This is a genomic window from Mesorhizobium sp. B2-1-8 (genome assembly GCF_006442545.2).
Taxonomy (GTDB): domain Bacteria; phylum Pseudomonadota; class Alphaproteobacteria; order Rhizobiales; family Rhizobiaceae; genus Mesorhizobium.
Genome location: NZ_CP083952.1, coordinates 3,841,219 through 3,865,524 on the forward strand (window position 1 = coordinate 3,841,219; position 24,306 = coordinate 3,865,524).

General features: G+C 62.2%; 26 protein-coding genes. 11 read left to right on the plus strand and 15 right to left on the minus strand.

The genetic code is table 11. From position 1 onward, the window contains the following. Positions 1-75 precede the first annotated feature (75 nt). Together FJ970_RS18755 and FJ970_RS18760 are read left to right on the plus strand one after the other, a co-directional pair. Positions 76-606, plus strand: coding sequence for a gluconate 2-dehydrogenase subunit 3 family protein (locus FJ970_RS18755; protein ID WP_140757542.1), 531 nt, complete (start codon positions 76-78; stop codon positions 604-606). A gap of 46 nt (positions 607-652) precedes the next feature. Beyond that, the gene (locus tag FJ970_RS18760) at positions 653-2,224 is read left to right on the plus strand and encodes a GMC family oxidoreductase (protein WP_140757541.1); all 1,572 of its coding nucleotides are present in this window, start codon (positions 653-655) and stop codon (positions 2,222-2,224) included. 173 nt (positions 2,225-2,397) lie between these two features. Here FJ970_RS18760 and FJ970_RS18765 read toward each other — a convergent pair whose 3' ends face one another. Next, a complete protein-coding gene (locus FJ970_RS18765; protein WP_140757540.1) occupies positions 2,398-2,805 on the minus strand; it encodes a hypothetical protein in 408 nt (135 codons plus the stop codon). A gap of 343 nt (positions 2,806-3,148) precedes the next feature. On the opposite strand from FJ970_RS18765, the gene urtA reads away from it, so the two are divergent. The 6 genes from urtA to FJ970_RS18795 all read left to right on the plus strand — a co-directional run bounded on the left by urtA (position 3,149) and on the right by FJ970_RS18795 (position 9,353). Beyond that, positions 3,149-4,429, plus strand: a complete 1,281-nt coding sequence (gene urtA, locus FJ970_RS18770; RefSeq protein ID WP_227791843.1) for an urea ABC transporter substrate-binding protein — start codon at positions 3,149-3,151, stop codon at positions 4,427-4,429. A gap of 117 nt (positions 4,430-4,546) precedes the next feature. Further along, entirely contained in the window at positions 4,547-6,163 is a 1,617-nt protein-coding gene (gene urtB / locus FJ970_RS18775; protein ID WP_140757538.1) for an urea ABC transporter permease subunit UrtB, read from the plus strand. After that, entirely contained in the window at positions 6,160-7,395 is a 1,236-nt protein-coding gene (gene urtC, locus FJ970_RS18780; RefSeq protein ID WP_140757537.1) for an urea ABC transporter permease subunit UrtC, read from the plus strand. Before urtB ends, urtC begins: the two co-directional genes overlap by 4 nt. A gap of 6 nt (positions 7,396-7,401) precedes the next feature. Beyond that, on the plus strand, positions 7,402-8,148 hold the full coding sequence (gene urtD, locus FJ970_RS18785; RefSeq protein WP_140757536.1) for an urea ABC transporter ATP-binding protein UrtD: 747 nt from the start codon (positions 7,402-7,404) through the stop codon (positions 8,146-8,148). 69 nt (positions 8,149-8,217) lie between these two features. Then, entirely contained in the window at positions 8,218-8,913 is a 696-nt protein-coding gene (gene urtE, locus FJ970_RS18790) for an urea ABC transporter ATP-binding subunit UrtE (protein WP_140757535.1), read from the plus strand. Positions 8,914-9,176: 263 nt separating this feature from the next. Then, positions 9,177-9,353 carry a hypothetical protein gene (locus FJ970_RS18795; RefSeq protein ID WP_084636783.1) on the plus strand — a complete coding sequence of 59 codons (177 nt, stop codon included), beginning with the start codon at positions 9,177-9,179 and terminating at the stop codon, positions 9,351-9,353. A 48-nt stretch (positions 9,354-9,401) separates the two neighbouring features. Here FJ970_RS18795 and FJ970_RS18800 read toward each other — a convergent pair whose 3' ends face one another. The 9 genes from FJ970_RS18800 to FJ970_RS18840 form a co-directional block, all read right to left on the minus strand. Next, complete coding sequence (locus FJ970_RS18800) at positions 9,402-10,553, minus strand: GGDEF domain-containing protein (protein ID WP_140757534.1); 1,152 nt, start codon at positions 10,551-10,553, stop codon at positions 9,402-9,404. A gap of 118 nt (positions 10,554-10,671) precedes the next feature. Beyond that, positions 10,672-10,932: a hypothetical protein gene (locus FJ970_RS18805; RefSeq protein WP_140757533.1), complete on the minus strand. Its 261-nt coding sequence runs from the start codon at positions 10,930-10,932 to the stop codon at positions 10,672-10,674. Between the two features lie 161 nt (positions 10,933-11,093). After that, entirely contained in the window at positions 11,094-11,900 is an 807-nt protein-coding gene (locus tag FJ970_RS18810) for a DUF72 domain-containing protein (protein ID WP_140757532.1), read from the minus strand. A 28-nt stretch (positions 11,901-11,928) separates the two neighbouring features. Beyond that, positions 11,929-12,393: a GNAT family N-acetyltransferase gene (locus FJ970_RS18815; protein WP_140757623.1), complete on the minus strand. Its 465-nt coding sequence runs from the start codon at positions 12,391-12,393 to the stop codon at positions 11,929-11,931. A gap of 41 nt (positions 12,394-12,434) precedes the next feature. After that, positions 12,435-15,356, minus strand: a complete 2,922-nt coding sequence (gene uvrA, locus FJ970_RS18820) for an excinuclease ABC subunit UvrA (protein WP_140757531.1) — start codon at positions 15,354-15,356, stop codon at positions 12,435-12,437. A 693-nt stretch (positions 15,357-16,049) separates the two neighbouring features. Next, positions 16,050-16,349 (minus strand): hypothetical protein, encoded by a 300-nt coding sequence (locus FJ970_RS18825; protein ID WP_140757530.1) that lies wholly within the window; start codon positions 16,347-16,349, stop codon positions 16,050-16,052. A gap of 88 nt (positions 16,350-16,437) precedes the next feature. Next, a complete protein-coding gene (locus tag FJ970_RS18830) occupies positions 16,438-17,043 on the minus strand; it encodes an ATP-dependent Clp protease proteolytic subunit (RefSeq protein WP_140757529.1) in 606 nt (201 codons plus the stop codon). Between the two features lie 23 nt (positions 17,044-17,066). After that, on the minus strand, positions 17,067-17,528 hold the full coding sequence (locus FJ970_RS18835) for an SRPBCC family protein (protein WP_140757528.1): 462 nt from the start codon (positions 17,526-17,528) through the stop codon (positions 17,067-17,069). After that, positions 17,525-17,839 (minus strand): ArsR/SmtB family transcription factor, encoded by a 315-nt coding sequence (locus FJ970_RS18840; RefSeq protein WP_136092063.1) that lies wholly within the window; start codon positions 17,837-17,839, stop codon positions 17,525-17,527. The genes FJ970_RS18835 and FJ970_RS18840 overlap by 4 nt, the downstream gene beginning before the upstream one ends. Positions 17,840-18,064: 225 nt before the next feature. Between FJ970_RS18840 and FJ970_RS18845 the strand changes: the two genes are divergently transcribed. Together FJ970_RS18845 and FJ970_RS18850 are read left to right on the plus strand one after the other, a co-directional pair. Then, complete coding sequence (locus FJ970_RS18845; protein WP_140757527.1) at positions 18,065-18,583, plus strand: single-stranded DNA-binding protein; 519 nt, start codon at positions 18,065-18,067, stop codon at positions 18,581-18,583. A gap of 128 nt (positions 18,584-18,711) precedes the next feature. Continuing rightward, a complete protein-coding gene (locus FJ970_RS18850; protein ID WP_140757526.1) occupies positions 18,712-19,137 on the plus strand; it encodes an OsmC family protein in 426 nt (141 codons plus the stop codon). 17 nt (positions 19,138-19,154) lie between these two features. Here the strand turns inward: FJ970_RS18850 and FJ970_RS18855 are convergent, their stop codons facing one another. The 3 genes from FJ970_RS18855 to FJ970_RS18865 all read right to left on the minus strand — a co-directional run bounded on the left by FJ970_RS18855 (position 19,155) and on the right by FJ970_RS18865 (position 21,053). Continuing rightward, positions 19,155-19,784, minus strand: coding sequence for a MarC family protein (locus FJ970_RS18855; protein ID WP_140757525.1), 630 nt, complete (start codon positions 19,782-19,784; stop codon positions 19,155-19,157). 119 nt (positions 19,785-19,903) lie between these two features. Continuing rightward, a complete protein-coding gene (locus tag FJ970_RS18860; RefSeq protein ID WP_227792185.1) occupies positions 19,904-20,419 on the minus strand; it encodes a hypothetical protein in 516 nt (171 codons plus the stop codon). Positions 20,420-20,519: 100 nt separating this feature from the next. Next, on the minus strand, positions 20,520-21,053 hold the full coding sequence (locus FJ970_RS18865) for a hypothetical protein (protein ID WP_140757524.1): 534 nt from the start codon (positions 21,051-21,053) through the stop codon (positions 20,520-20,522). An 85-nt stretch (positions 21,054-21,138) separates the two neighbouring features. Here FJ970_RS18865 and FJ970_RS18870 point away from each other — a divergent pair, with 85 nt between their 5' ends. Beyond that, positions 21,139-21,969, plus strand: coding sequence for a helix-turn-helix transcriptional regulator (locus FJ970_RS18870; protein ID WP_140757523.1), 831 nt, complete (start codon positions 21,139-21,141; stop codon positions 21,967-21,969). A 23-nt stretch (positions 21,970-21,992) separates the two neighbouring features. On the opposite strand, the gene FJ970_RS18875 is transcribed toward FJ970_RS18870, so the two are convergent. Next, positions 21,993-22,613: a ParB-like protein gene (locus tag FJ970_RS18875; protein WP_140757522.1), complete on the minus strand. Its 621-nt coding sequence runs from the start codon at positions 22,611-22,613 to the stop codon at positions 21,993-21,995. Beyond that, the gene (locus FJ970_RS18880; protein WP_227791844.1) at positions 22,601-24,304 is read right to left on the minus strand and encodes a SulP family inorganic anion transporter; all 1,704 of its coding nucleotides are present in this window, start codon (positions 24,302-24,304) and stop codon (positions 22,601-22,603) included. The genes FJ970_RS18875 and FJ970_RS18880 overlap by 13 nt, the downstream gene beginning before the upstream one ends. Positions 24,305-24,306 lie beyond the last annotated feature (2 nt).

Genomic DNA, 24,306 nt, shown 5'->3' on the forward strand with positions numbered 1-24,306 from the left:
CAACCGGCTGCGCGGGTCGGCGCGGCGCCAGCAACGGCACCCTCGGCGGTGCGAACAGCAAGCAGGGAGGAACATATGGTCACGATCTATGACGGAAAGCCCGGACTTTCACGTCGCGAACTCTTGAAACGCAGTGGTATCGGCGCTCTGCTCGTCATTTCCGGCAGTGCCGTTATCAGCCCAGAACACGCCTGGGGGCTGGAGACATCGGCGCTGAAGCCTGAAACCATGGCGACGCTGATCCAGATGGCGCGCGACGTCTATCCGCATGATCAGGTTCCCGACAAATACTATGCCGTCACGGTCAAGGGCCATGACGAGATGGCCGCCAAGGACCCGGCTCACAAGGAGCTGATCGAAAACGGCATCGCCGATCTCGACAAGAGAGCCGGCGAGGGCGGTTATCGTGGGCTCGGCTGGGAAGAGCAGCGTGTGGCGCTGCTTCGGGATATCGAGAGCTCGCCCTTCTTTCAGGCGGTGCGCGGCGGCCTCGTCGTCAGCCTCTATAACCAGAAGGAGGTCTGGCCGATCTTCGGCTACGAGGGCGAATCCTACTCCAAAGGCGGCTATATCGCGCGCGGTTTCAGCGACATCGAGTGGCTCTGACCTCACTTCGCTCAACCGCATTCAATTGACTTCATGGGAGGAAACCATGGCAGCAGCATTTGACCTGAAAAACGATGGCGTGGTCGTCATCATCGGCTCCGGCGCCGGCGGCGGCACGCTCGGCAACGAACTGGCGCAGAAGGGCATCGACGTCGTCATCCTCGAGGCCGGCGCCCGCCATGAATATGAGGACTTCATCAACGACGAGTGGGATTCGTTCGCCCAACTCGCCTGGACCGACAAACGCACCACATCCGGCGACTGGCGCGTGGCCAAGAATTTTCCCAACCTGCCGGCCTGGATCGTCAAATCGGTCGGCGGCTCGACCACGCACTGGGCGGGCGCATCGCTGCGCTTCCAGGAGCATGAGTTCAGGGCGCTGTCGACCTACGGCAAGCTCGAAGGCGCCAATCTTCTGGATTGGCCGGTGACGCTCGCCGAAATGGAACCCTACTACGCCAAGGCGGAGGCCAAGATGGGCGTCACCGGCACCAATGACTGGCCGCGGCTGCCGGGCAACAACAATTTCAAGGTACTGAAGGCCGGCGCCGACAAGCTCGGCTACAAGGAGTGCCATACCGGCAACATGGCGATCAATTCGGTCGAACGCGACGACCGCAATTCCTGTCAGCAGACCGGCTTCTGCTTCCAAGGCTGCAAATGGGGCGCCAAATGGTCGACGCTCTATACCGAAATCCCCAAGGGCGAGGCGACAGGCCATCTCGAAGTCCGGCCGAACGCCATGGCGATCAAGATCAACCATGACGCCTCGGGAAAGGTCACCGGCGTCGTCTATGCGGACAAGGACGGCAAGCTGCAGGAGCAGAAGGCCCGCATCGTCGCCGTCGCCGGCAACTCCATCGAGAGTCCGCGCCTGCTGCTCAATTCGCAATCGGCCAAGTTCCCGCACGGCCTTGCCAATTCGTCGGGGCAGGTAGGAAAGAACTACATGCGGCATACGACGGGATCGGTCTATGCGATCTTCGACAAGCCGGTGCACATGTATCGCGGCACCACCATGGCCGGTATCATCCGCGACGAGGCTCGCCATGATCCATCGCGAGGGTTCGTCGGCGGTTACGAGTTCGAGACGCTTTCGCTCGGGCTGCCGTTCATGGCTGCCTTCCTCGACCCAGGCAGCTGGGGTAGGTCGTTCACCACCGCACTCGACCACTACGACCACATGGCCGGCCTGTGGATCGTCGGCGAGGACATGCCGCGCGAAGAGAACCGCATCACACTGCATGCCGACGAGAAGGACGAGCACGGCATGCCGATCGCCGATGTGCATTTCGACGACCATCCCAACGACACGGCGATGCGCAACCATGCCTACAAGCAGGCCTCGGCGCTTTACGATGCGGTCGGCGCCACGCGCACCTTCCCGACGCCACCCTATCCCTCGACCCACAATCTCGGCACAAACCGGATGAGCGAGAAGGCGGCCGACGGCGTCGTCAACAAGCATGGCCAGACGCACGACATCAAGAACCTGTTCGTGTCGGACGGCAGCCAGTTCACCACGGGTGCCGCCGAGAATCCGACCCTCACAATCGTGTCGCTGGCGATCCGCCAGGCCGATTACATCGCTGCGCAAATGTCGGCGAAAACCATCTGACTGACCTCCCGACTGCCTGCTGGTGCGGAACCTGACCGGGTTCCGCGCTATTTTTTGTTGTTCGCGGCCTCAGGCTCCGACCGGCCGGCGGTCGTTGCGGCAACATCCAAATGACGTGATAAGACGGGCAGGGTTGCAGACCGCACCGAGGTGGTGCCGTTGCAAGGGAAGACCTACTGATTGCCTCCCCGGGTGCAGGTCGAGGCGGTGAAGGCACCATCGGGCTGCTTCATGATGATGTCGAAGGAGGGCGGGCTCTCGCCGTCCAGCGTGGCCTGGGTCATCGAGAGCGCGTTGCCGCCAGTAGTGTAGCCGCCCAGTGGACCCAGCCAGGAGATCACACCGTTTGCGTCCATCTGGTAATTGTAAGCCTGTTGGGCGGTACCGAAGGTGACGGGGCCTGTATAGATGTTTCCCTTGATGGTGATGTCGCCGAGATTGAGGAACATGCCGAGCAGGTAGACTTCGCAGTGATAGGTGCCGTCGGGCATCTTGCCGTCGCTGAAATCGGCCCGCGCCGCCCCGGTTGCCGCCGCCAGAAGCACTGTGCCAATAAAAGTGCGGGAAATCAGGGATGCCATGACGTTGCTCGGTTGAAACGCGAGCTTGCCCTATTTCCGTTCCGTGCCGCAACATCCGCTGTCTGCGATCTGTTTGTCGAGATCAAAAACTAGGCACTTGATCAATTTGGGCAAAATTTAGGCAAATGCCTGTGTGCTGCGCAAAATTCCCTCAGCCAATTCTTAACCGGCTCTCTTTATTTTGTTCAGTCTAATATAATAACTAACTGACAAAGTTCGATTATTTTCCCATTTTCGGCATACCCACAGCGGTTGGCATGGGGGTTGCATCGTAGTGTTGCGGTGCAATCAACCAGCTTGGGAGTCTTCCGCAATGAGGGGTAATTTCTCGACAATAACAAAAATGTTCTCGGCGAGCGTGGTTGCCGCCGGTCTGGTGATGTCCGCTCCGGCCAGGGCTGCCGACGACACGATCAAGGTCGGCATTCTCCATTCGCTGTCGGGCACGATGGCGATTTCGGAGACGACGCTCAAGGACGCCATGCTGATGCTCATCGACGAGCAGAACGCCAAGGGCGGGCTGCTCGGCAAGAAGCTCGAAGCTGTCGTCGTCGATCCGGCTTCCAACTGGCCCCTGTTCGCCGAAAAGGCGCGCGAGCTGATCTCGAAGGACAAGGTCGCGGCGGTGTTCGGCTGCTGGACCTCGGTGTCGCGCAAGTCGGTGCTGCCGGTGTTCTCCGAGCTCGACAACATCCTGTTCTACCCCGTCCAGTATGAAGGCGAGGAGAGCGAGCGCAACGTGTTCTACACGGGCGCCGCGCCGAACCAGCAGGCCATTCCGGCGGTCGACTACCTGATGAGCGAGGATGGCGGTTCGGTGAAGCGCTGGGTGCTCGAAGGCACCGACTACGTTTATCCACGCACCACCAACAAGATCCTCGAAGCCTATCTGAAAGCCAAGGGCGTCGCGGCTGAAGACATCATGGTCAACTATACGCCGTTCGGCTTCTCCGACTGGCAGACCGAAGTCTCGGCGATCAAGAAATTCGGCTCGGGCGGCAAGAAGACCGCCGTCGTGTCGACCGTCAATGGCGATGCCAACGTGCCGTTCTACAAGGAACTCGGCAACCAGGGCATCAAGGCCGAGGACATCCCGGTCATGGCCTTTTCTGTCGGCGAGGAAGAACTTGCCGGTCTCGACACCGCGCCGCTGGTCGGCCATCTCGCCGCGTGGAACTATTTCGAGAGCGTCGACACGCCCGAGAACAAGAAGTTCATCGCCGACTGGCACAAGTTCATCAAGAACGACAAGCGCACCACCAACGACCCGATGGAAGCCCATTATATCGGCTTCAACATGTGGGTGAAGGCGGTCGAGAAGGCCGGCACCACCGATCCGGACAAAGTCATCGACGCCATGATCGGCGTTTCTGTGCCGAACCTGACCGGCGGCTACTCGACGATGATGCCGAACCATCACATCACCAAGCCGGTGCTGATCGGCGAAATCCAGGCCGACGGCCAGTTCGAAACGGTTTCGCGCACGCCGGGCCTGGTGATGGGCGACGAATGGTCGGATTACCTGCCCGACTCCAAGGACCTGATCTCCGATTGGCGCAAGCCTCTGTCCTGCGGCAACTTCAATGTTGCCACCGGCAAGTGCGGCGGCAAGGGAACGAACTGATCCTCCCAGGTCTACCGGCTGGGCCTTCGGGCCCATGCCCAAGACCGCGCGCGTCCGGACGGTTTCCTCCATCGTCCGGACGCCCCATTTCAAGCCTCCAAGGGTTCACGGAAGCCGATGACCTTGATCCGCACGATTGGCCTGACGCTGTTGTTCCTGCTGGCGACGCTGTCGTCGTCGGGGGCAGGCGAAGCCGATCTGCGCGCCATCATCGCCAAATTCGCGACGGCCAAGGGTTTTTCGGAGACCGGAGCTGTCGTCCATGAACTGGCGGCTACCGGCGATCCGACCGTCGAGCGCCCGCTCTCGGCACTCGCCGACGGCAACCTCTATGTCCGCAAGACCGATTCCCTGGTCTTCGTCGGCAAGGAAACCGGCGAAAGCGTCCAGCTTTTCGATCCGCTCAGCAGCGATGCATCGGGCGAGGCTGCCAAGGACGACGTTGCCAAGATCAAGGTCAACAACACGCTGCGCCGCGTCATCCGCGACGCACTGGGCACGTTGACGCTTGGCGCCAAGGATCCGGCTGTGCGGTTGGCCGCGGCCGACACCATGTTCAAGACGCCCGATGCCGCAAATATCGGGCCGCTCGACACGGCGATCGCCAGCGAGACCGTGGCCAGCGTCAAGGCCCTTCTAGAACAGGCCCGTGCGGCCTCGGTGCTTGTTTCCGATAGGCCTGAGGCCGACAAACTCGCCGCAGTCGCCTCGATCGGTGCGCGTGGCGACCGCGACGCGGTTTCGCTGCTCACCTCGGTCGAAGCCAATGCGTCCGGCACCGTCAAGGACGCGGCGACGGCTGCGATCGCCAGTATCAATTCGACGCTGGCCTTGTGGGATGCCGGCCAGAACATCTGGTACGGGATTTCGCTGGGGTCGGTCTTGCTGCTGGCCGCAATCGGTCTTGCCATCACGTTCGGCGTCATGGGCGTCATCAACATGGCACATGGCGAGATGGTGATGCTTGGCGCCTACACGACCTTCGTCGTCCAGCAGGTGATCCGGACATCCTTTCCCACATTGTTCGACTGGTCGCTGGTGATTGCGCTGCCGCTTGCCTTCCTGGTTGCGGCGTTCGTCGGTCTCATCATAGAACGCGGTGTGATCCGCTTCCTCTACGGCCGGCCGCTGGAGACGCTGCTGGCGACCTGGGGCGTCTCGCTTATCCTGCAGCAGGCGGTGCGCTCGATCTTCGGACCGACCAACCAGGAGGTCGGCAATCCGTCCTGGATGTCCGGCTCATTCGACATCGGACAACTGGCCATCACCTGGAACCGTCTGTGGATTCTGGTGTTCGCGCTCACGGTGTTCGGCATGTTGCTCTACGTGATGAAGCGCACGCCCTGGGGTTTGCAGATGCGCGCCGTCACCGCCAACCGGCGCATGGCCGCCTCGATGGGCATCAGGACGCCCTGGGTCGACGCGCTGACTTTCGCGCTGGGATCGGGAATTGCCGGCATTGCCGGCGTCGCGCTCAGCCAGATCGACAATGTCTCGCCCAATCTCGGCCGCGGCTACATCATCGACAGCTTCATGGTCGTCGTCTTCGGCGGTGTCGGCAATCTCTGGGGCACGTTGGTCGGCGCCTTTTCGCTGGGCATCGTCAACAAGGTTCTCGAGCCCTATGCCGGCGCCGTGCTCGGCAAGATCGTCGTGCTGGTGCTGATCATCCTGTTCATCCAGAAGCGCCCGCGCGGCCTGTTCGCGCTCAAGGGCAGGGCGGTGGAAGCATGATGTCAGGACGCTTCTTCGCCGCGGGCGCTGACCGCCGCATCGCCATCACCATTTTCGTCCTGCTGGCGGTGGCCGTCATCGTGCCGCTGCTCAACCTGGCCGTTTCGCCGACCAGCGCCTTCTACGTGCCGTCCTACATCGTGGCGCTGACCGGCAAATATCTCTGCTATGCGCTGCTGGCGCTCTCGCTCGACCTGGTCTGGGGGTATTGCGGCATCCTCTCGCTCGGCCACGGCGCGTTTTTCGCGCTCGGCGGCTATGCGATGGGAATGTATCTGATGCGCCAGATCGGCTCGCGCGGCGTCTACGGCAACCCGATCCTGCCCGATTTCATGGTGTTCCTGAACTACAAGGAGTTGCCCTGGTTCTGGACCGGCTTCGACCATTTCTGGTTCGCCGGCCTCATGGTGCTGGCAGCGCCCGGCCTGCTTGCCTTCGTCTTCGGCTGGTTCGCTTTCCGCAGCCGTGTCACCGGCGTCTATCTCTCGATCATCACCCAGGCGATGACCTATGCGCTGCTGCTTGCCTTCTTCCGCAACGATATGGGTTTCGGCGGCAACAACGGGCTCACCGATTTCAAGGATATTCTGGGCTTCAACGTGCAGGCCGATGCGACCCGTTCGGCACTGTTCGCCGCCAGCGCCATCATGCTCGCACTCGCCGTCTTCATCACCTGGGCGATCGTCGGCTCCAAATACGGCAAGCTGCTGATGGCCGTGCGCGACGCCGAGAGCCGCACGCGCTTCCTCGGCTGGCGGGCGGAGAACGTGAAGCTGTTTGCCTTCACCGTTTCGGCCGTCATGGCCGGTATTGCCGGCGCGCTCTACGTGCCGCAGGTCGGCATCATCAACCCCGGCGAATTCGAGCCGTCCAACTCCATCGAGGTGGTGATCTGGGCGGCGGTCGGCGGGCGGGGCACCATTGTCGGACCGATCATCGGCGCGTTGCTGGTCAATGCCGGAAAATCCTGGTTCACCGGCGTGCTGCCGGAATTCTGGTTGTTTGCGCTCGGCGGCCTGTTCGTCGCCGTCACCTTGCTCTTGCCGAAGGGCATCATCGGCATGTGGGACAGCTGGCGCGGCAATGCCAGGGCGTTGCGCGCGGCCTCCGCCGCTGAAGAAGCCGGCACCGAGGTTGGGATCGTGTCCGCGACCTCGAAGCCGGTTCGTTCGCCGGCGAGAAATCCGGGCGAATGGTCCTGGTCCGCCCCCGAACCGCAGGCGGCGGAGTAAGCGGCCATGAGCAAATCCAACACCATCCTCTATCTCGACGGCGTCTCGGTCTCCTTCGACGGCTTTCGCGCCATCAACAATCTGTCGCTGGTGCTCGACAAGGGCGAGATGCGCGCCATCATCGGTCCCAACGGCGCCGGCAAGACGACAATGATGGACATCGTCACCGGCAAGACACGGCCCGACGAAGGCGAAGTATTCTTCGACGGCCAGGTGGACCTCACCAGGCATGACGAGGCCGAGATCGCCATGATGGGCATCGGTCGCAAATTCCAGAAGCCCACCGTCTTCGAAAGCCACAGCGTTGAAGACAACCTGATGCTGGCGCTAAAGGGGCCGCGTTCGATCTTCCCGGCGCTGTTCCACCGCCAATCGGCCGCCGAGGCTCGGCGGATCGATGACATACTCGGCATCATCCGGTTGGGTGACAAGCGCCGCGAGCTCGCCGCCAATCTCAGCCACGGCCAGAAACAATGGCTCGAGATCGGTATGCTGCTGGCGCAGGACCCGAAGCTGCTTCTGGTCGATGAGCCGGTTGCCGGCATGACCGATGCCGAGACCGAGGAAACCGCGCGGCTGCTCAGGGATATCGCCCACGACCATTCGGTCATCGTCGTCGAGCACGACATGCACTTCGTGCGCGAACTCGGCGTGAAGGTCACCTGCCTGCATGAAGGTTCGGTGCTCTCCGAAGGGACGCTCGATTTCGTCTCGGCCGACGAGCGCGTCGTCGAAGTCTATCTGGGGAGATGAGCATGATCTGGCGGGTGCAATTCCATCACTTCGACATGTCGTTCCTCCGGTTCTGGAGAAGGCGCTGACATGCTCGAAGTTTCCAATGCCACGCTCCACTATGGCGCCGCCCAGGCGCTGCGCGGCGTGTCACTGAAGGCGGGTGCGGGCAAGATCACCTGCGTGCTCGGCCGTAACGGCGTCGGCAAGACCAGTTTGATGAGATCGATCGTCGGCCACCACCGGCTGACGAGCGGAAGCGTTGCCTTCGAGGGGAAGGCGCTCGACCGGAGCGCGGCGTATGACCGCGCCCGGTCGGGCATCGCATTCGTGCCGCAGGGCAGGGAGATTTTTCCGCTGCTCAGCGTGCGGGAAAACCTCGAATCCGGCTTCGCCCCCTTGAGGCGCGCCGACCGCAACGTGCCGGCGCACGTTTTCGAGCTGTTTCCGGTGCTGAGGCAGATGCTTGGCCGCCGTGGCGGCGATCTTTCCGGCGGTCAACAACAGCAGTTGGCCATCGGCAGGGCGCTGGTAATGCGGCCGAAGCTGCTGGTGCTCGATGAGCCGACCGAAGGCATCCAGCCCTCTGTCATCAAGGATATCGGCCGCGCCATACGCTATCTGCGCGACCAGGCCGGCATCGCGGTGCTGCTGGTCGAACAGTATCTCGACTTCTGCCGCGAACTCGCCGACGAGGTCAACATCATGGATCGCGGCCAGATCGTCCACACCGGCCCGGCGGAAGATTTGGACCGGGCTGATGTTCGCAAATTCCTCACGGTCTAGAATCGGCACTGAACTTCATTTGAAGATTTGAAGTTCTTGGCAAGTCCAATATTTCTTCCGTCCATCATCTGCGTCTCTGGCACATGCAATATCGCATGCTAGTCTTTTCCAGGCTTTGTGAGTCGGCCGCTTCCGTATCAGTCTGGTTATCGCAGATCGAGGCGCGGCGAAGGTTCTGCAAGTTCCACGCAAGCAAGGCTTCCTAGCTTCCCCGATCTGATTGTCGTTCAAACGCGTTTGGGCACACAGGCTAAGGGACAGCCATGGAACGTTACGTCGAGGACTACCAGAAGCGGCGGCTTACCGAACGCGTCGACATCATCGCCGCCATCAATATCTTGAGGTCACAGGGCTGCGACTACGACGATCTGATCGAGGAGATCACCAAGGTCTTCTACGTCGACCTCGATGCCTTCAATGAAATCGTCATGGCGGCCTAAGGGCGGCCTCCGCTATCCAACAATCACAGGCTCGGCATGTACGCGTGATCAACTCGCGCGTCGGAAGGGAGAGGCGGTCATGACGCGGTTGCGACCGCCTCGCTTGGCGTCGTAGAGCGCCTTGTCGGCGGCGTTGAGCACTTTGTCGAAGCTGAGCCCTTCCTTGGTGCCAAACGCAAAACCGGCGCTCACCGTGCAGCTCAGCGAGCCGTTTTCGGTTTCTATCTGCCGCGTCGCGAACACGGCCCGGATGCGCTCTGCCGATTCCTCGACCGTTTCCGGCAGAGTGCGCTTCAGCACCAGTGCGAATTCTTCGCCGCCCATGCGCGCGGCGACGTCGGTCGGGCGAAGATTGCCAGCGAGTTCCCTGGCGAACACCTTCAGCACCTCATCGCCCGCCGCGTGGCCGAATTCGTCGTTGATGGCTTTGAAATTGTCGAGGTCGAAGACGACCACCGCGGTAAAGGCGCCAACCGGGACGTCGCCGTGCATCTCGAACAGAGCGCGCCGGTTGAGCAGGCCGGTCAAGGAATCCGTCAGGGCGTTACGGCGGTGGTGCCGCGCCAGACGCCCCTGGTTGAGGGCAAGCGAAAGCGCGCCAATACCCGTCATGCTGGCGATAACCACGATGAGGCTGAACTCCTCGGCCCAGTTGCTTGGTGCGTGTCCGAGCACCAGTTCGCCATCCCAGGCGAGAACCATGGCGCAGAGCGCGAAGGACGTGGCCGTGGCCGAATAGAGCGCGGTGATGCCGATCGTCAGGGCGGGTGCCTCATCGCGGCCTCTCCAATATTCGAACGCCGTGGCGAACAGGAGCAAGGCGGCGAACATGTTCTCGAACATGAAGCCGAGGCCGTCATAACCCAAACCCATGGGAGGCAACGCTATCACCAAGGAAACGCAACCCCACAGCGCCCGCGGCAAGGGCGAGCCGCCGGTTCGAAACTGATAGGCAGCACCCAGCATGGCCGAAAAGCCGATCAGCAGGAACGCCGAGGTGGCGATGCCGAGCAGGCGTCCCGGCATCTCGATATAGGCGTCATAGATGGAGATATCGCCGACCACGAACACCAGGCTGATCGCCCATGTAAGCAGGAATTTTTCCGTGCGGGCGGTCAGCCACATGCCAAACAATGTGAGGCTGAGGCAAGCGGCGGAGAACCCGACGGCCAGCAGAAGCGAAGTGTAGTCGAGCGACATGCCCCTCTTTCCCTGCCGGCGGCGGTCCCATCTCTGCGGCTTGGCGTCGGCGCATTCATGCGGCAAGGAAGTGTCGATAAGGTTACGATGGCCCGAGAACGCCAGGGATTTCCCTGTGTCAGAGAATTGCCACCGACAACAGCATGATGATGCCGACCGCCATCATCAGCAAACCCGGCCAATGTTGCGAGAGGCCCAGGAAGCGAAGGCCACGCCGGGGTGGCTCAAGCGTCGGACCCGTCATTGCCAGGTTTGGCTTCGGTTGATCCGAGCCCACAGCCACCGAGCCGCCGCTCAACTGGCCGCGCCTCAGAGCTGCAACCGCCATGTACACAACGCCGGCTATAGTCAGCAGCGCTCCGATGAGGATGATAGCCATCTCTCCTCGCTTTTGCCCACCCGGCCGCCATTGAAACCGGCTCTCGGCGAGATAGGCGAAACGGTCAAGATGCCCCGCAGGTTCCGAACACGCACCAACACCCGACCTCGAAGTCGCGACAAAAGACATGGCCGCGGCGCAAGCTTGCCACTTTAATCGGCTTAATCGGCCACACGCTTCATCAGCGCCATCGCCCCGAAGGGCGCGCGCACCTTGCCCTCGGTGATGAAGTAGACGAACACGTCGCGCGGCAGGACCGGGGCGTCGGTGGCGGGGTCGGCGCGCCGCAGATCGGCCGGCTGCTTGCCTTCCGCCCAGATTTTTGCGCGCGCTGCCCATTCGTCGAGGCCCTTTGGCGTGTAGCAATCAGGATTGTCGTCGCTACCGGTCTGCAGCCGCGCATAGACGAAATCGCCGGTGATATCGGCGATGTCAGGATATTTGGCATGGTCGGCATTGACGATCGCCGCCTTGTATTTTCGGGCAAGCGCGGCGAATTCCGGCACGATAAAGCTGTCGTTGCGGACTTCGAGCGCGTGGCGCAGCGCGACGCCGTCCTGCCTTTCCGGCAGCAGCTTCAGAAACGCTTCGAAATCGTCCGGATCGAACTTCTTGGTCGGCGCGAACTGCCACAGGATCGGCCCGAGCTTGTCGCCGAGTGCTGCAACGCCGGAACCCAGGAAACGCATCATCGATTCACCGGCTTCGCCCAGCACGCGCCTGTTGGTGACGAAGCGGTTGCCTTTCAGCGAATAGACGAAACCGTCGGGCGCCTCGTTGGCCCATTTGACGAAGGTCGGCTCCTTAAAGCTCGAATAATAGGTGCCGTTGACCTCGATGCTCGGCACCTGCCGGGTGGCATATTGCAGCTGTTTCGCCTTCGACAGTTTTTCGGGATAGAAGGACGTGTCCCAAGGCTCGAAGGTCCAGCCGCCCATGCCGGCGCGGATTGTTCCCGATGTGCTCATTGTCGTCCTCCCAGATTTCTCAAAGCGATCAGGCTGCGGTGGGCCTGTCGACGGGTTTGGCCATGTCGACCAGTATCCACCCTGGCTGATAGGGGTTGGGCCGGCGACCCGTTTCGTGAAAACCATAGGCGAGATAGAGCGCGATGTTCCGCTCCATCTTGGCGTTGGTGTAGAGCCGCACCTCCGACAAACCCCACAGACGCGCTTGTTCATCCGCGTGATCGAGCAGCGCGATGCCGAGTTTTTTGCCCTGAAAAGCAGGGGAGACGGCGACGCTGAAGATCATCGCGTGATCGGAATGGCGCTCCAGTGTGATCAGTCCGGCAAGCGCGTCGCCACTTTCCAGAAGCCAGACTTCGCCTTGGGCGATGCGTGGCGCGTAGTCCTCGGTAACCGGGATCGGTGGCGCGTCGAGTATCGCATTGTAGGGAGCATAGGCCGCTTGCGTCAGCGCGACGATCGCGGCGAGATCTTCGGGACGGGCAAGCCTCATGCCAAAGCGGCTCTGGACCGTGATCAGACCATCCTCTGTCATCACTCCGCCGCTTCGCGCTTGCCTCCGGGGCGGCGCTCCAGAAGCTCTTTCAGGAACTGGCCGGTGTAGCTGCGTTTCTCGCGCACGATGGCTTCCGGCGTGCCGGAGGCGACCAGTTCGCCGCCGCCATCACCGCCTTCGGGGCCGAGATCCAGCACCCAGTCGGCGGTCTTTATCACTTCGAGATTGTGCTCGATGACGACCACCGTATTGCCCTGGTCGACCAGCTCGTGCAGCACTTCCAACAGTTTGGCTACGTCGTGGAAATGCAGGCCGGTGGTCGGCTCGTCGAGGATGTAGAGCGTCTTGCCGGTTGCCTTGCGCGACAGTTCCTTGGCCAGCTTGATGCGCTGCGCCTCGCCGCCGGACAGCGTCGTCGCCTGCTGGCCGATATGGATGTAGCCAAGGCCGACCTGCTTCAGCGTTTCGAGCTTGTCGCGCACGCCAGGCACGGCTGCGAAGAAATCGACACCTTCCTCGACGGTCATGTCGAGCACGTCGGCGATCGACTTGCCCTTGAACAGCACGTCGAGCGTCTCCCTGTTGTAGCGCTTGCCGTGGCAGACGTCGCAGGTGACGTAGACATCGGGCAGGAAGTGCATCTCGATCTTGATGACGCCGTCGCCCTGGCAGGCCTCGCAGCGGCCGCCCTTGACGTTGAAGGAAAAACGTCCCGGTTGATAGCCGCGCGCCTTCGCCTCGGGAAGACCTGCAAACCAGTCGCGGATCGGCGTGAAGGCGCCGGTATAGGTGGCGGGGTTCGAACGCGGCGTCCGCCCAATGGGCGACTGGTCGATGTCGATGACCTTGTCGAGGAATTCCAGCCCCTCGATGCGGTCATGCTCGGCCGGATGCTCGCGCGAGCCCATGATGCGGCGCGAAGCCGCCTTGAACAGTGTCTCGATCAGGAAGGTCGACTTGCCGCCGCCCGACACGCCGGTGACGGCGGTGAAGGTGCCGAGCGGGATTTCGGCGGTGACGTTCTTCAGATTGTTGCCGCGCGCGCCGACAATCTTCAGCCGCCGGTTCTTCTTGGCTTCGCGGCGAATGGCTGGCGTTGCCACTTCGAGTGCGCCCGACAGATATTTGCCGGTGATCGAATTGGGGTTGGCCATCACCTGCTGTGGCGTGCCCTGGGCGATGATCTCGCCGCCATGGATGCCGGCGGCCGGACCCATATCGACGACATAGTCGGCATGTAGGATGGCGTCCTCGTCATGCTCGACGACGATCACCGTGTTGCCGATGTCGCGCAGATGCTTGAGCGTGTCGAGCAGGCGGGTGTTGTCGCGCTGGTGCAGGCCGATCGATGGCTCGTCCAGCACATAGAGCACGCCGGTCAGCCCAGAGCCGATCTGCGAGGCCAGCCGGATGCGCTGGCTTTCGCCGCCCGACAGCGTGCCGGAATTGCGCGACAAGGTGAGATAGTCGAGCCCGACATCATTGAGAAAGCGCAGGCGCTCGCGGATTTCCTTCAAGACGCGGACAGCGATCTCGTTCTGCTTGTCGTTGAGCTGCGCCGGCAGGTCGGTGAACCATTTGTTGGCGTTGCGGATCGACTGTTCCGTGACCTCGCCAATGTGCTTGCCGGCGATCTTCACCGCCAGCGCTTCTGGCTTCAGCCGGTAGCCCTTGCAGACCGGGCAGGGTGTTGCCGACATGAAGCGCTCGATCTCCTCGCGCATCCAGGCGGATTCGGTCTCTTTCCAACGCCGCTCGAGATTGGGGATGACGCCTTCGAAGGTCTTGGTGGTTTTGTAGGAGCGCAGTCCGTCATCATATTGGAAGGTGATTTCGCGCTCGCCGGTGCCGCGCAGGATCGCCTCCTGGGCTTGCGTCGAAAGATCCTTGAACTTGTCGCCGAGCTTGAAGTCGTACGCCTTGCCCAATGCCTCGAGCGTCTGCGAGTAATAGGGCGAAGTTGACTTCGCCCACGGGCTGACGGCGCCGTCGCGCAGCGACACGTTTTCGTCGGGCACGACGAGGTTGGGATCGATGGCGCGCTGGCTGCCGAGACCGTCACAGGTCGGGCAAGCGCCGAACGGGTTGTTGAAGGAGAACAGCCTGGGTTCGATCTCCGGAATGGTGAAGCCGGACACGGGGCAAGCGAATTTCTCCGAGAACAGGATGCGCTCATGCGTCTCGTTCTTCGATTTGTTGACCGAATCCTCACCGGTCTGGCTGGCGTCGAGCGGCTTGTCGGCGAACTCGGCCACTGCCAGCCCCTCGGCCAGTTTCAGCGCCGTCTCGATGGAGTCGGCAAGCCTTGTGGCAAGGTCGCCGCGCACGACGATGCGGTCGACGACGACGTCGATGTCGTGCTTGTATTTCTTGTCCAGCGCCGGCACATCAGCGATTTCATAGAAGACGCCGTCGACCTTGACGCGCTGGAACCCCTTCTTCTGCAACTCCAGCAGTTCCTTGCGGTACTCGCCCTTGCGGCCGCGCACGATGGGCGCCAGCAGGAACAGGCGCGTGCCTTCCTCGACCGCCAATACCCGATCGACCATCTGGCTGACCGTCTGGCTCTCGATCGGCAGGCCGGTGGCCGGCGAATAGGGCACGCCGACCCGGGCAAACAGAAGCCGCATATAGTCGTAGATCTCGGTGACGGTGCCGACCGTCGAACGCGGGTTCTTCGACGTGGTCTTCTGCTCGATGGAGATGGCCGGCGACAGGCCATCGATCTGGTCGACGTCGGGCTTCTGCATCATTTCGAGGAATTGCCGGGCATAGGCCGAGAGGCTCTCGACATAGCGGCGCTGGCCTTCGGCATAGATGGTGTCGAAGGCGAGCGACGATTTGCCGGAGCCCGACAGGCCGGTCATGACGATCAGGCTGTCACGCGGCAGGTCGAGATCGACGTTCTTCAGATTGTGTTCGCGCGCCCCGCGAACGGAAAGGAATTTATGGTCGGCCATCGCCGGTCGCCGCCTCAGATCTGGAATTCGTGGGATTGGCGGGTTTTCCCAGCCATCCCCTATGTAGTTCTTTTTGCCGCCACGTCGAGAGACGCCACAACTCCCGACAGAACTCGTTTAACCGTCTTTCGCGCGAAGGGGCAAGCAGAAAGAACAAAGGCCGAACACGCTCCTGACAAAGCTGTGCGGAAACTGACCTGGACGTAACCTCCCGGCGATCACATTTTCCCGTAACCGGCTATTGATGGTTGACGCGGCCAACTCACGGGAGCAGTCTTCGGAAGTCAGCGAAGCCGGCCGTCTTTCGATGGCCTCGCCGCCCCAAGGCGGCCTGCGAGACGCCGCAGGCATTAGCGATTTGCGCTTCGCCAGGACAATGTCGCAATGGACACAGGAGCGGAGCATGACGCCACCGGATAGTCCACCAGGGCTTCAGTTGTCACTGGAGCCGCGGCAGGCATAAGTGCCAGAGGCAGGCGTTTGCGCCGCCCGACAAACCGTGACCTGCCGTATTCCTTAAAATCAGAGACTATGGTCGGATCGTCGGCTGAATGCCGCGAAGCATCCGAAATCGAACGCCGGCAGTACACTCCCGGCAAGAATGGATTAAAAATCCAGAAAGAAGCCCCGTCCGTTTGCCCAAGGCACGGCGGGGCTGTTCTTTTTGGGCGACGGCTTGCGTTGGCGGCCTGCCTATCTGGGCGGCTTGATCCCGCCAACTCCGACATCGACGGTGATGCTGCCGGAAATCCTGACATCCGTATCGCCGATCCTGAACTGTCCGTTGCCGCTGCTGGGGAACGCGTCGTCTGGTTCGGGCGCCGGGGCCGGCTTGGCGATGCGATAGTCGCCGGTCACGCCAGGCAGGGCACCTTTTTGCGCCGACAACGAAGCGTCGTCTGCAAGTGCCGAACTGGACGCAAGGCCGACGATGGCAAGCACCATGGCGGCTGCGACACGGTGCGATGTTCCGGATCGATGAGTGTCGGTCATCCCCCTGTTATAGGGACCTGCCGCCAGCGGAACCAGATCGGTGTCGTCAAATTTTCGACACCTAACAGGATCTGATCTGGCCTCTGCTTCACGCCGCCTTTTTGCGGGTGTCGAAGACATGGTCGACAATGCCCCATGCCTGGGCCTCGCGGGCCGTCATGAAATGGTCGCGGTCGAGCGTGCGCTCGACCTCTTCATAGCTGCGGCCACAATGCTGGGCGTAGAGTTCGGTCATGTGGCGTTTGGTCTGGCCAATGCGTTCGGCGTGCCGCTGGATGTCGGAAGCCTGGCCCTGGAAGCCGCCCAGCGGCTGATGCAGCAGGATGGTGGCGTTCGGCAGCGCGATGCGGCGCCCGGCCGCACCCGCCATCAGCAGGAACGATCCCATCGATGCGGCAAAGCCCATGCACACGGTCGACACCGGACAGCTGATATACTGCATCGTGTCGTAGATGGCGAAGCCGCTGGTCACCATGCCACCGGGCGAGTTGATGTAGAGCGAGATCTCCTTCTCGGGATTGTCCGACTCCAGCGACAAAAGCTGCGCGCAGACCAGCGCCGAGACGTCGTCGTTGATCTCGCCGTTGATGAAGACGATGCGCTCGCGCAGCAGCCGTGAAAAAATGTCGAAGGCACGTTCGCCGCGGCTCGATTGCTCGATGACCATCGGCACTAGACTGGCAACACCGCTCATTTTCCTTCTCCGATTTTCCGTGTTCAGGCCGCGCGCAGCAGCTGAAGGCGTGGTGTGTTCGCGGCGATAGGTTTTCCGGCCCCGCGCAGCGAAAGCCGGCAGCCGGCGCCAGCCATCGCAACTGCGGGCATCGTCTTGCGGGCAAAGCCGTCATGGACGATGCGCAGATGCGTGCCGCCGGAGACGGTACGGGCGAGCGTGAAGGTGACGGTGCTGTCGAGCGGGTGCGCCGCATCGTCCGACTGCTCGCGCCAGGAATAGCGCAGCAGGCACTCGGGCTCGGCGTCGAGGATCTCGCATTCGATCGGCGCGTCAGACCCGGCGAAGGCAAAGCGGCTGCCAGTCCGAGGCCTAATGTCATTCGGCATCATCCAGGCGGCGAGCAATTCCGGCACGGTCAGCGCCCGCCAAACCTTTTCCGGCGGCTCGGCAAGGTCGTATTCGAATTCGAGCGCATCTGGAGCGACTTCGCTTTGGCTCTTCATTGATCCATGTCCTTCAAAACGGCCTTCAGTCTTTCGATGCGTTCCGGCCAGAACGTCCGATAGCGTTCAATCCAGGAGAGCAGCGGGGCAAGTCCCTGTGGATCGGCGCGGTAATAGGCGTTGCGGCCGGCACGCCGTTCGACCACCAGGCCGGCGCCGCGCAGCACCGCCAGATGCTGGGAGACGGCTGGCTGCGAAACCGTGAGGCCGCTGCGCAGTTCCGACACGCTCATCTCGCTCGTCGCGAGACGCTCGAAGACGGCGCGGCGCGTCGGGTCGGCCAGGGCGCGGAAAATCTCTGCTTCGATCATGGCAAAAGCATAAGTCGATACTTATTGATTTGGCAAGCGCTGTTTTGAGACCCATATGCAGCGTGGAGGCATTGCTGCCATTCCTTGACAATCAGCGGCAGTGCATATAGGAACGAAAAGGGAACAAAAACCTTGTGGGAAAAGCCAGCCTTGGCAGGCGGCTGACGTCGGTAGCCTGTAAGGTGCTGCGACAAAATTTGTTAGAGATGAGCGCGGAGAAATATCATGGCGGGTAGCGTCAACAAGGTCATTCTGGTCGGTAATCTCGGCGCGGACCCTGAAATCCGCCGCCTCAATTCGGGCGAGCCGGTCGTCAACATCCGCATCGCCACGTCGGAAAGCTGGCGCGACAAGAATTCCGGCGAGCGCAAGGAAAAGACCGAGTGGCATAACGTCGTCATCTTCAATGAGGGCATCGCCAAGGTGGCCGAGCAGTATCTGAAGAAGGGCATGAAGGTCTATGTCGAGGGCCAGCTGCAGACGCGCAAATGGCAGGACCAGACCGGTGCCGACAAATACACGACCGAAGTCGTGCTGCAGAAATTCCGTGGCGAGTTGCAGATGCTCGACGCGCGCGGCCAGGGTGAGGGCGGTCAGGTCGGAGGCTACAGCGGTGGCGGCAGCAGCCGCGGTTCCGATTTCGGCCAGTCGAGCCCGAATGAAGGGTTCAACCGCGGTGGCGGCAACGCTCCCAGGGGTGGCGGTGGTTCGTCGCGCGAACTGGACGACGAAATTCCGTTCTGATCGGAAGCCGTACCAAACGGCGAATGCTTGTGCTCGATATGCCCCGAGGGTCCGGATGGACTTTCGGGGTTTTGCATTGGTGGTTTTGAGCTGACGCCAGCTCGATCAAGGGCTGAAAGGACTGAGCGATGAAGGCACGGGTAAAGTGGGTCGAGGAGCGCACCTTCGTCGGCGAGTCCGGCAGCGGCCACAAGGTCGTGCTGGGCACGGCGTCCAGTCCGGAAGGCAAGACGCCGGGACCGAGCCCGATGGAGCTGGTGCTGATCGGCACCGGCGGCTGCTCGGCCTATGACGTCGTCCATATCCTCGAAAAAGGCCGCGAGGCGGTCGAGGACTGCGTGGTCGAACTCGACGCCGACCGGGCCGAGACCGACCCGAAGGTGTTCACCCGCATCCATATGCATTTCATCGTCAAGGGCCATGCGCTGTCGCGCGACAAGGTCAAGCGCGCGATCGACCTTTCGATCGACAAATATTGCTCGGCTTCCGCCATGATGGCCAAGACGGCCACGCTTACGCATGATTTCGAGATCGTCGATACGGCGGCGAAGTAGGTTGAGCGGGATATCGCTCAACCGGCCATCAGCGCCTTGATGCCATCCGCCACGAACTGCACGGCCAGTGCCGCCAGGATGACGCCGAGCAGGCGGGTCAGGATCGAGCGGCCGGTCTGGCCGAGGATGCGGTCGATGCGTTCCGACAGCACGAACACCAGATAGGTTATGACGAGGCAGACAAGAATGATGCCGACCAGGGCCGCCTGCGCGGCAAAGCCCTGAAACGAGCCGGAGAGCAGCACCGTCGCTGAAATTGCGCCGGGGCCGGCGATCAGCGGGATCGCCAGCGGAAAGGCGGCGATGTTGTGGATCATGTCCTTGGTGATGGCGACGTCGCCGATCTTCTCCTTGCGGTCCTGCCGGCGCTCGAAGACCATTTCGAAGGCGATGAAGAACAGCAAAAACCCTCCCGCGACGCGGAAGGCCGGCAAGGTGATGCCAAACACCGACAGGATAGAGGCACCGGCGACGGCGAACAGCGCCATCACCAGGAAACCGATGATCGAGGCGCGCACGGAAACTTGGCTGCGCTCCTCGCGGTTCATGCCGCGTGTCACAGCCAGGAAGAGAGGCGCCAGGCCGGGCGGATCGATGGTCACGAGAATGGTGACGAAGGCATTGAACAGGCTGTCGAAACTCGGCATCGCTGACCCTCCCGCCGGGACAAGCCCGTACCCGCATTGGTAGAGCAAAGCCCGGTCGGTGGGAACTGTCGGAAGGCTGGAGACTTCGATGCGGTATGGCGCGTCGAGTCGAAACGGTTTCAGGCGACGCGCTTTGTTCGGTGGGCTAAATGTTCATAGGTGATTTGCCAAGGGTCGCTCTCGGAAGGTCTTTCCTCGCCGATCCAATGGAAGCTGTTGGCCGTGATCTCGGTGAAACGCCATCGAGTTTGCAGACCGCGCGAGTCATCGCCGATCTGGACAATGTCCTTACCGTCGGCCCGCCCGATCTGGCGCGAGTAATCCTGGTTGAGCGGATCACTCCAGATGATGTGCCAGCCACCGATCCCAGGATCGAAGATGCGCAAGGTCGTGCCATACATAGTGGACCGCGCAGGGCGCCTTGGCCTGATCCAGATATCCTGAATCGCGCGGCCTTCAAGCACCCAGCCGAAATGGCATTCTCCAGTCCATTTCTGGATTGTGCCATCGTCAAGGTGGCGGACCGTGTCCATTTCCCAGCTTCCGATCAGCCATCCGTACAGCTCCATGTCTTTCGCTCGATCGGCTGTGGGAGCTTCGGATCCAAGAGCGGTGAGAAACGAAGAAATCGCCATAGTCACGAGGCCTTTTCGTATCTGGTATATTGGGCGTCGCGGACACCGATTGAGACATGATCGAACATGTTTTTCTCCATTCTTACAATGTATTACAGCCTCATCTTGTTGCCGTCCGCCGCGCCAGGAACTCGACTTCGAGGTGCCAGTCCGCACCGTCGTGCGAGCGCTCGCCGAGCCATCGGAAGGAATCTTCGGTAATGCGCGAAAAGCTCCAGCGCACGGAGGAGCCGGTGCCATCGGCGCCGACCTGCACGATCGTGTCGCCTTCGGCGCGGCCGAGCTGGCGGCTGAAATACTGGTTGCGCGGATCGCTCCAGAAAATGTGCCAGGCGTCGACGCCGGGGTCATAGACCCGCAGCGTCGTGCCGTAAAAGGTCCATTTGCCGAGCGAGGGCGAGGGGCCGGCGTCACGCGCGGGCAGGATCCAGACATCCTGGATGGCGCGGCCTTCCAGCGCCCAGCCGAAATGCACCTCGCCACGTCCGGTCAGCACCGTGCCGTCTTCGAGATGGCGCGAGGCTTCAAACGTCCAGGCACCGACGAAGCGGCCATAAAGGTTCAGTTTTTCGGCGAGACCTTCGATCGGTCCGGGACTGTGCAAGGCTTCGGCAAACGAGGATTGATCGAACATGGCAGCGGCCTCATCTTGTCAGGAGACCGCGAGGAATAGGCGCTGACGGGGTTCTGGGCTTGGGAAAAATTGCTATATTTCAGCCATGACGGTAACCGCGAATACCCTTGCATCGGGACCTGGCTGGCAGGTGGCGGATGTGATCTGCACGGCAAGCGCCGGCGATCGGCCGTTCGAGGAGACGCATCGGGATTTTTGCGTCGCGGCGGTCACCAGCGGCTCATTTTGCTACCGCGCGCAGCAAGGTACGGCAATGCTCGCGCCAGGCAGCCTCCTGCTCGGCAATTCCGGCACATGCTACGAATGCGGGCACGAGCATGGCAGAGGCGACCGCTGCCTCTCCTTCCGTTTCGGGCCGGCTTATATGGACCGGATCGTGGCTGATGTACCGGGCGCCAGGAGGCTCCCCTTCGCGGCGCCACGCCTGCCGCCGTTGCAGGCCTTGGCGCCGCTGCTGGCCGAGGCGGAAGCCGCGCGCGACATGGCCGACACGGGCGCATTCGAGGAGCTCGCCCTACGCATCGCGGGTGCCGCCGTGACCACGATCTCCGGCGCCACGCATGCCCGTTGCGACCCAAGCCGCCGCGATCAGAAAAGGGTTGCCGAAGCGGTACGGCGGATCGAACTGGATGCCGACGGACCGATCTCGCTTCCGGCGCTGGCGGATGAGACCGCGACCAGTCCCTATCATTTCCTGCGCAGCTTCCGAAGGGTCGCTGGCATGACGCCCTATCAGTACCTGCTCAGGACCCGGTTGCATCGCGCGGCGGTGCGATTGCGCACGTCGAACGATGCCATCTCGGCAATTGCCTTCGGGGCCGGCTTCAATGATCTGTCGACGTTCAATCGGCGGTTTCGGCGTGTCATGGGCGAGACGCCGGGCCGCTATCGCGCCAGGCGCGCGGGCCGCAGCTGAAAAGTCGCGTCACACCCGCGACATCAGTCCATGATCGGCCCGCACCAGCCGGGCAGATAGTCGGCGTCCTTGCCCTTGGCCAGCACGAGCGCGTCCTTCATCGCCTTGTCGAAATTTTTCGCCACCGCACTCCTGTCGATGCGCCGGCGCAGGAAATCCGCCCACAGGAATTCGCTGAACGGGGTGGTGTCCTTGGCATAACCGCCCAGCCGCCGCAGTTCGCCCGCCATGCTCCGGTAGGGGTCGTCGACGAGTTCGCCGATGGTCTTTGGCAGGGCGGCATAGTCGCGGCGCTGGCCGTTTTCATCGAACGGGTGCATCCAGCCGCGATTGTCGAGCATGAAAAGGAACGCGTCCTTGTCCAGGGCCGACAGGTCGCTGATCACCGTCACGAGCACATCCTTGACACCTTCGTCGATCAGGGCGCGGGCGAGATGATGGTGGTCGGTGACGTAGTTGCGCTTTTTGGGCCCCAACACGACTGGGATCATGTGCTTGCCCAGAAAAGCGCCTGTTTTCGCGGCGCTCTGCGAGCGGATCAGCTGGCGTTTGAGGTCCACCTCGCGCATCCCGACGGTAATCTGCGTTGGCCGCAGTTCCTTGACCGGAACCGGGGTCACCAGCGGTTCTCTCAGGACGACCATGGCGTACTCTCCTGGTTTTCCGGCTGGCCGGAATGCAGAGCCCTGATGGCGGCATCGACACTGTGAAAGATCCGCTGCGGGCCGACGAGATCGATGATGCCGAACCTTGCAAGGGCTTCTTGGGCACGCACCGACTCCATTCGAGCAATGGCGAATATTGCGCCCGCATTGCGGCAATAGGCGATGGTTTCGATCAATGCCTGGGCGGCGGTGTAGTCGATCTCGACAATGTTACTGGCCTCCAGCACGGCGAGTTTTACATCGCCCTTGCCGGCGTCGACCAGATCGCAAAAGCCGCGTTTGAAACGGTCGGCATTGACGAAGGACAATGGCGCCTGGAACGCCGCGACCAGCACGCCGGGGAGTTTTTCGCCAGCGCCCGGCTTGGCCGGCGGCCACCAGACCGAAGTTCCCGGCACTTGTTCCAGTTCGATCGGCAGCGTCCGGGTCGCGCTCCAGATTCCATGCAGCAGCGAGAGGCCGATGCCGACCGCCACGCCGGTTTCGATGGGCAGCACGACGATGGCCGCCATGGTGATCAGGATCAATGCGAATTCGACCGGCGCCTGCCGGTAGACGCTGGCGAATACCTTCCAGCGCAAAATGTGCTGGGCGACGAACATCAGGACCCCGGCGAGGGCGGCCTGCGGGACGTCGGCGAGCAGACCGCCGCCAAAGGCGCCAAGGGCCAGAACGATCGCCGCTGCAACAAGGCTCGAGAATTGCGAGCGGCCGCCCGACTGGGAGACGATTGCCGTGCGTGGTGGGCTGGCGTTGACGGCGAAGGCGCCGAACAGGCTGGACGCGATGCTGCCGGCGCCGACACCAACGAAATCGCGATTGACGTCGGGCGCGTCGCCCTGCTGGGCGAAGGAGCGGGACGTGGCGGCCGTCTGCACCATGACGACGATGGCGATCAGCAGTGCCAGCGGAACGAGCGCCTGCACATCGTTGAGACTGGCAAGCGGCAGTCCGGCGTGCGGCAGTCCATTGGGCAGGGCGCCAAGCACCTCGACGCCACGATTCTCGAGGCCGAAGGCGGCGACCGCCAATGTGGCGAGCACCATGCCAATCAAGGCGCCGGGAATGCGTGGGCTGATGTGGTCGGCGCCAAGGACGATCGCGAACACGCCAAGGCCGAGCCCGAGGCTCCAGGGATTGGTGAGATGGAGACTGCCGGCAATCTCGCCGACACGTCGTAAGGTTTCACCGCTCTCGGAGGGCAAGCCGAGCAGTCCGGGCATCTGTGAAACGATGATATGGACGGCGATGCCGGCCAGAAATCCCGTGGTGACCGGAACCGACAAAAGATCGGCAAGCCAGCCAAGGCGAAGGATGCCGCTCAACGTCACAATCAGCCCGACCATCAGCGCCAGTATGGCGGCCAGCGCCAGATAGTGCGGCGAACCGGACGCGGCCAGCATGGCGAGGCCGCCGGCAAACAAAGGCGTGATGGTCGAATCCGCGCCGGCCGAAAGGTGGCGATTGGCGCCGAACAGCGCAAACGCCACCGAACCGGCGACAAAGGCGAAAAACCCGACCTCGGGCGCAAAGCCGCCGAGCCTGGCTGTCGCCATCTGTTCGGGAATGGCGATCGCGGCCAGTGTCATACCGGCGATCAGATCGCCATTGAGATCCCGCGGTGTCCAACCGCGCAGCGCCCGCAAAGGCAGCCACGAGCTCAGGCTCATCG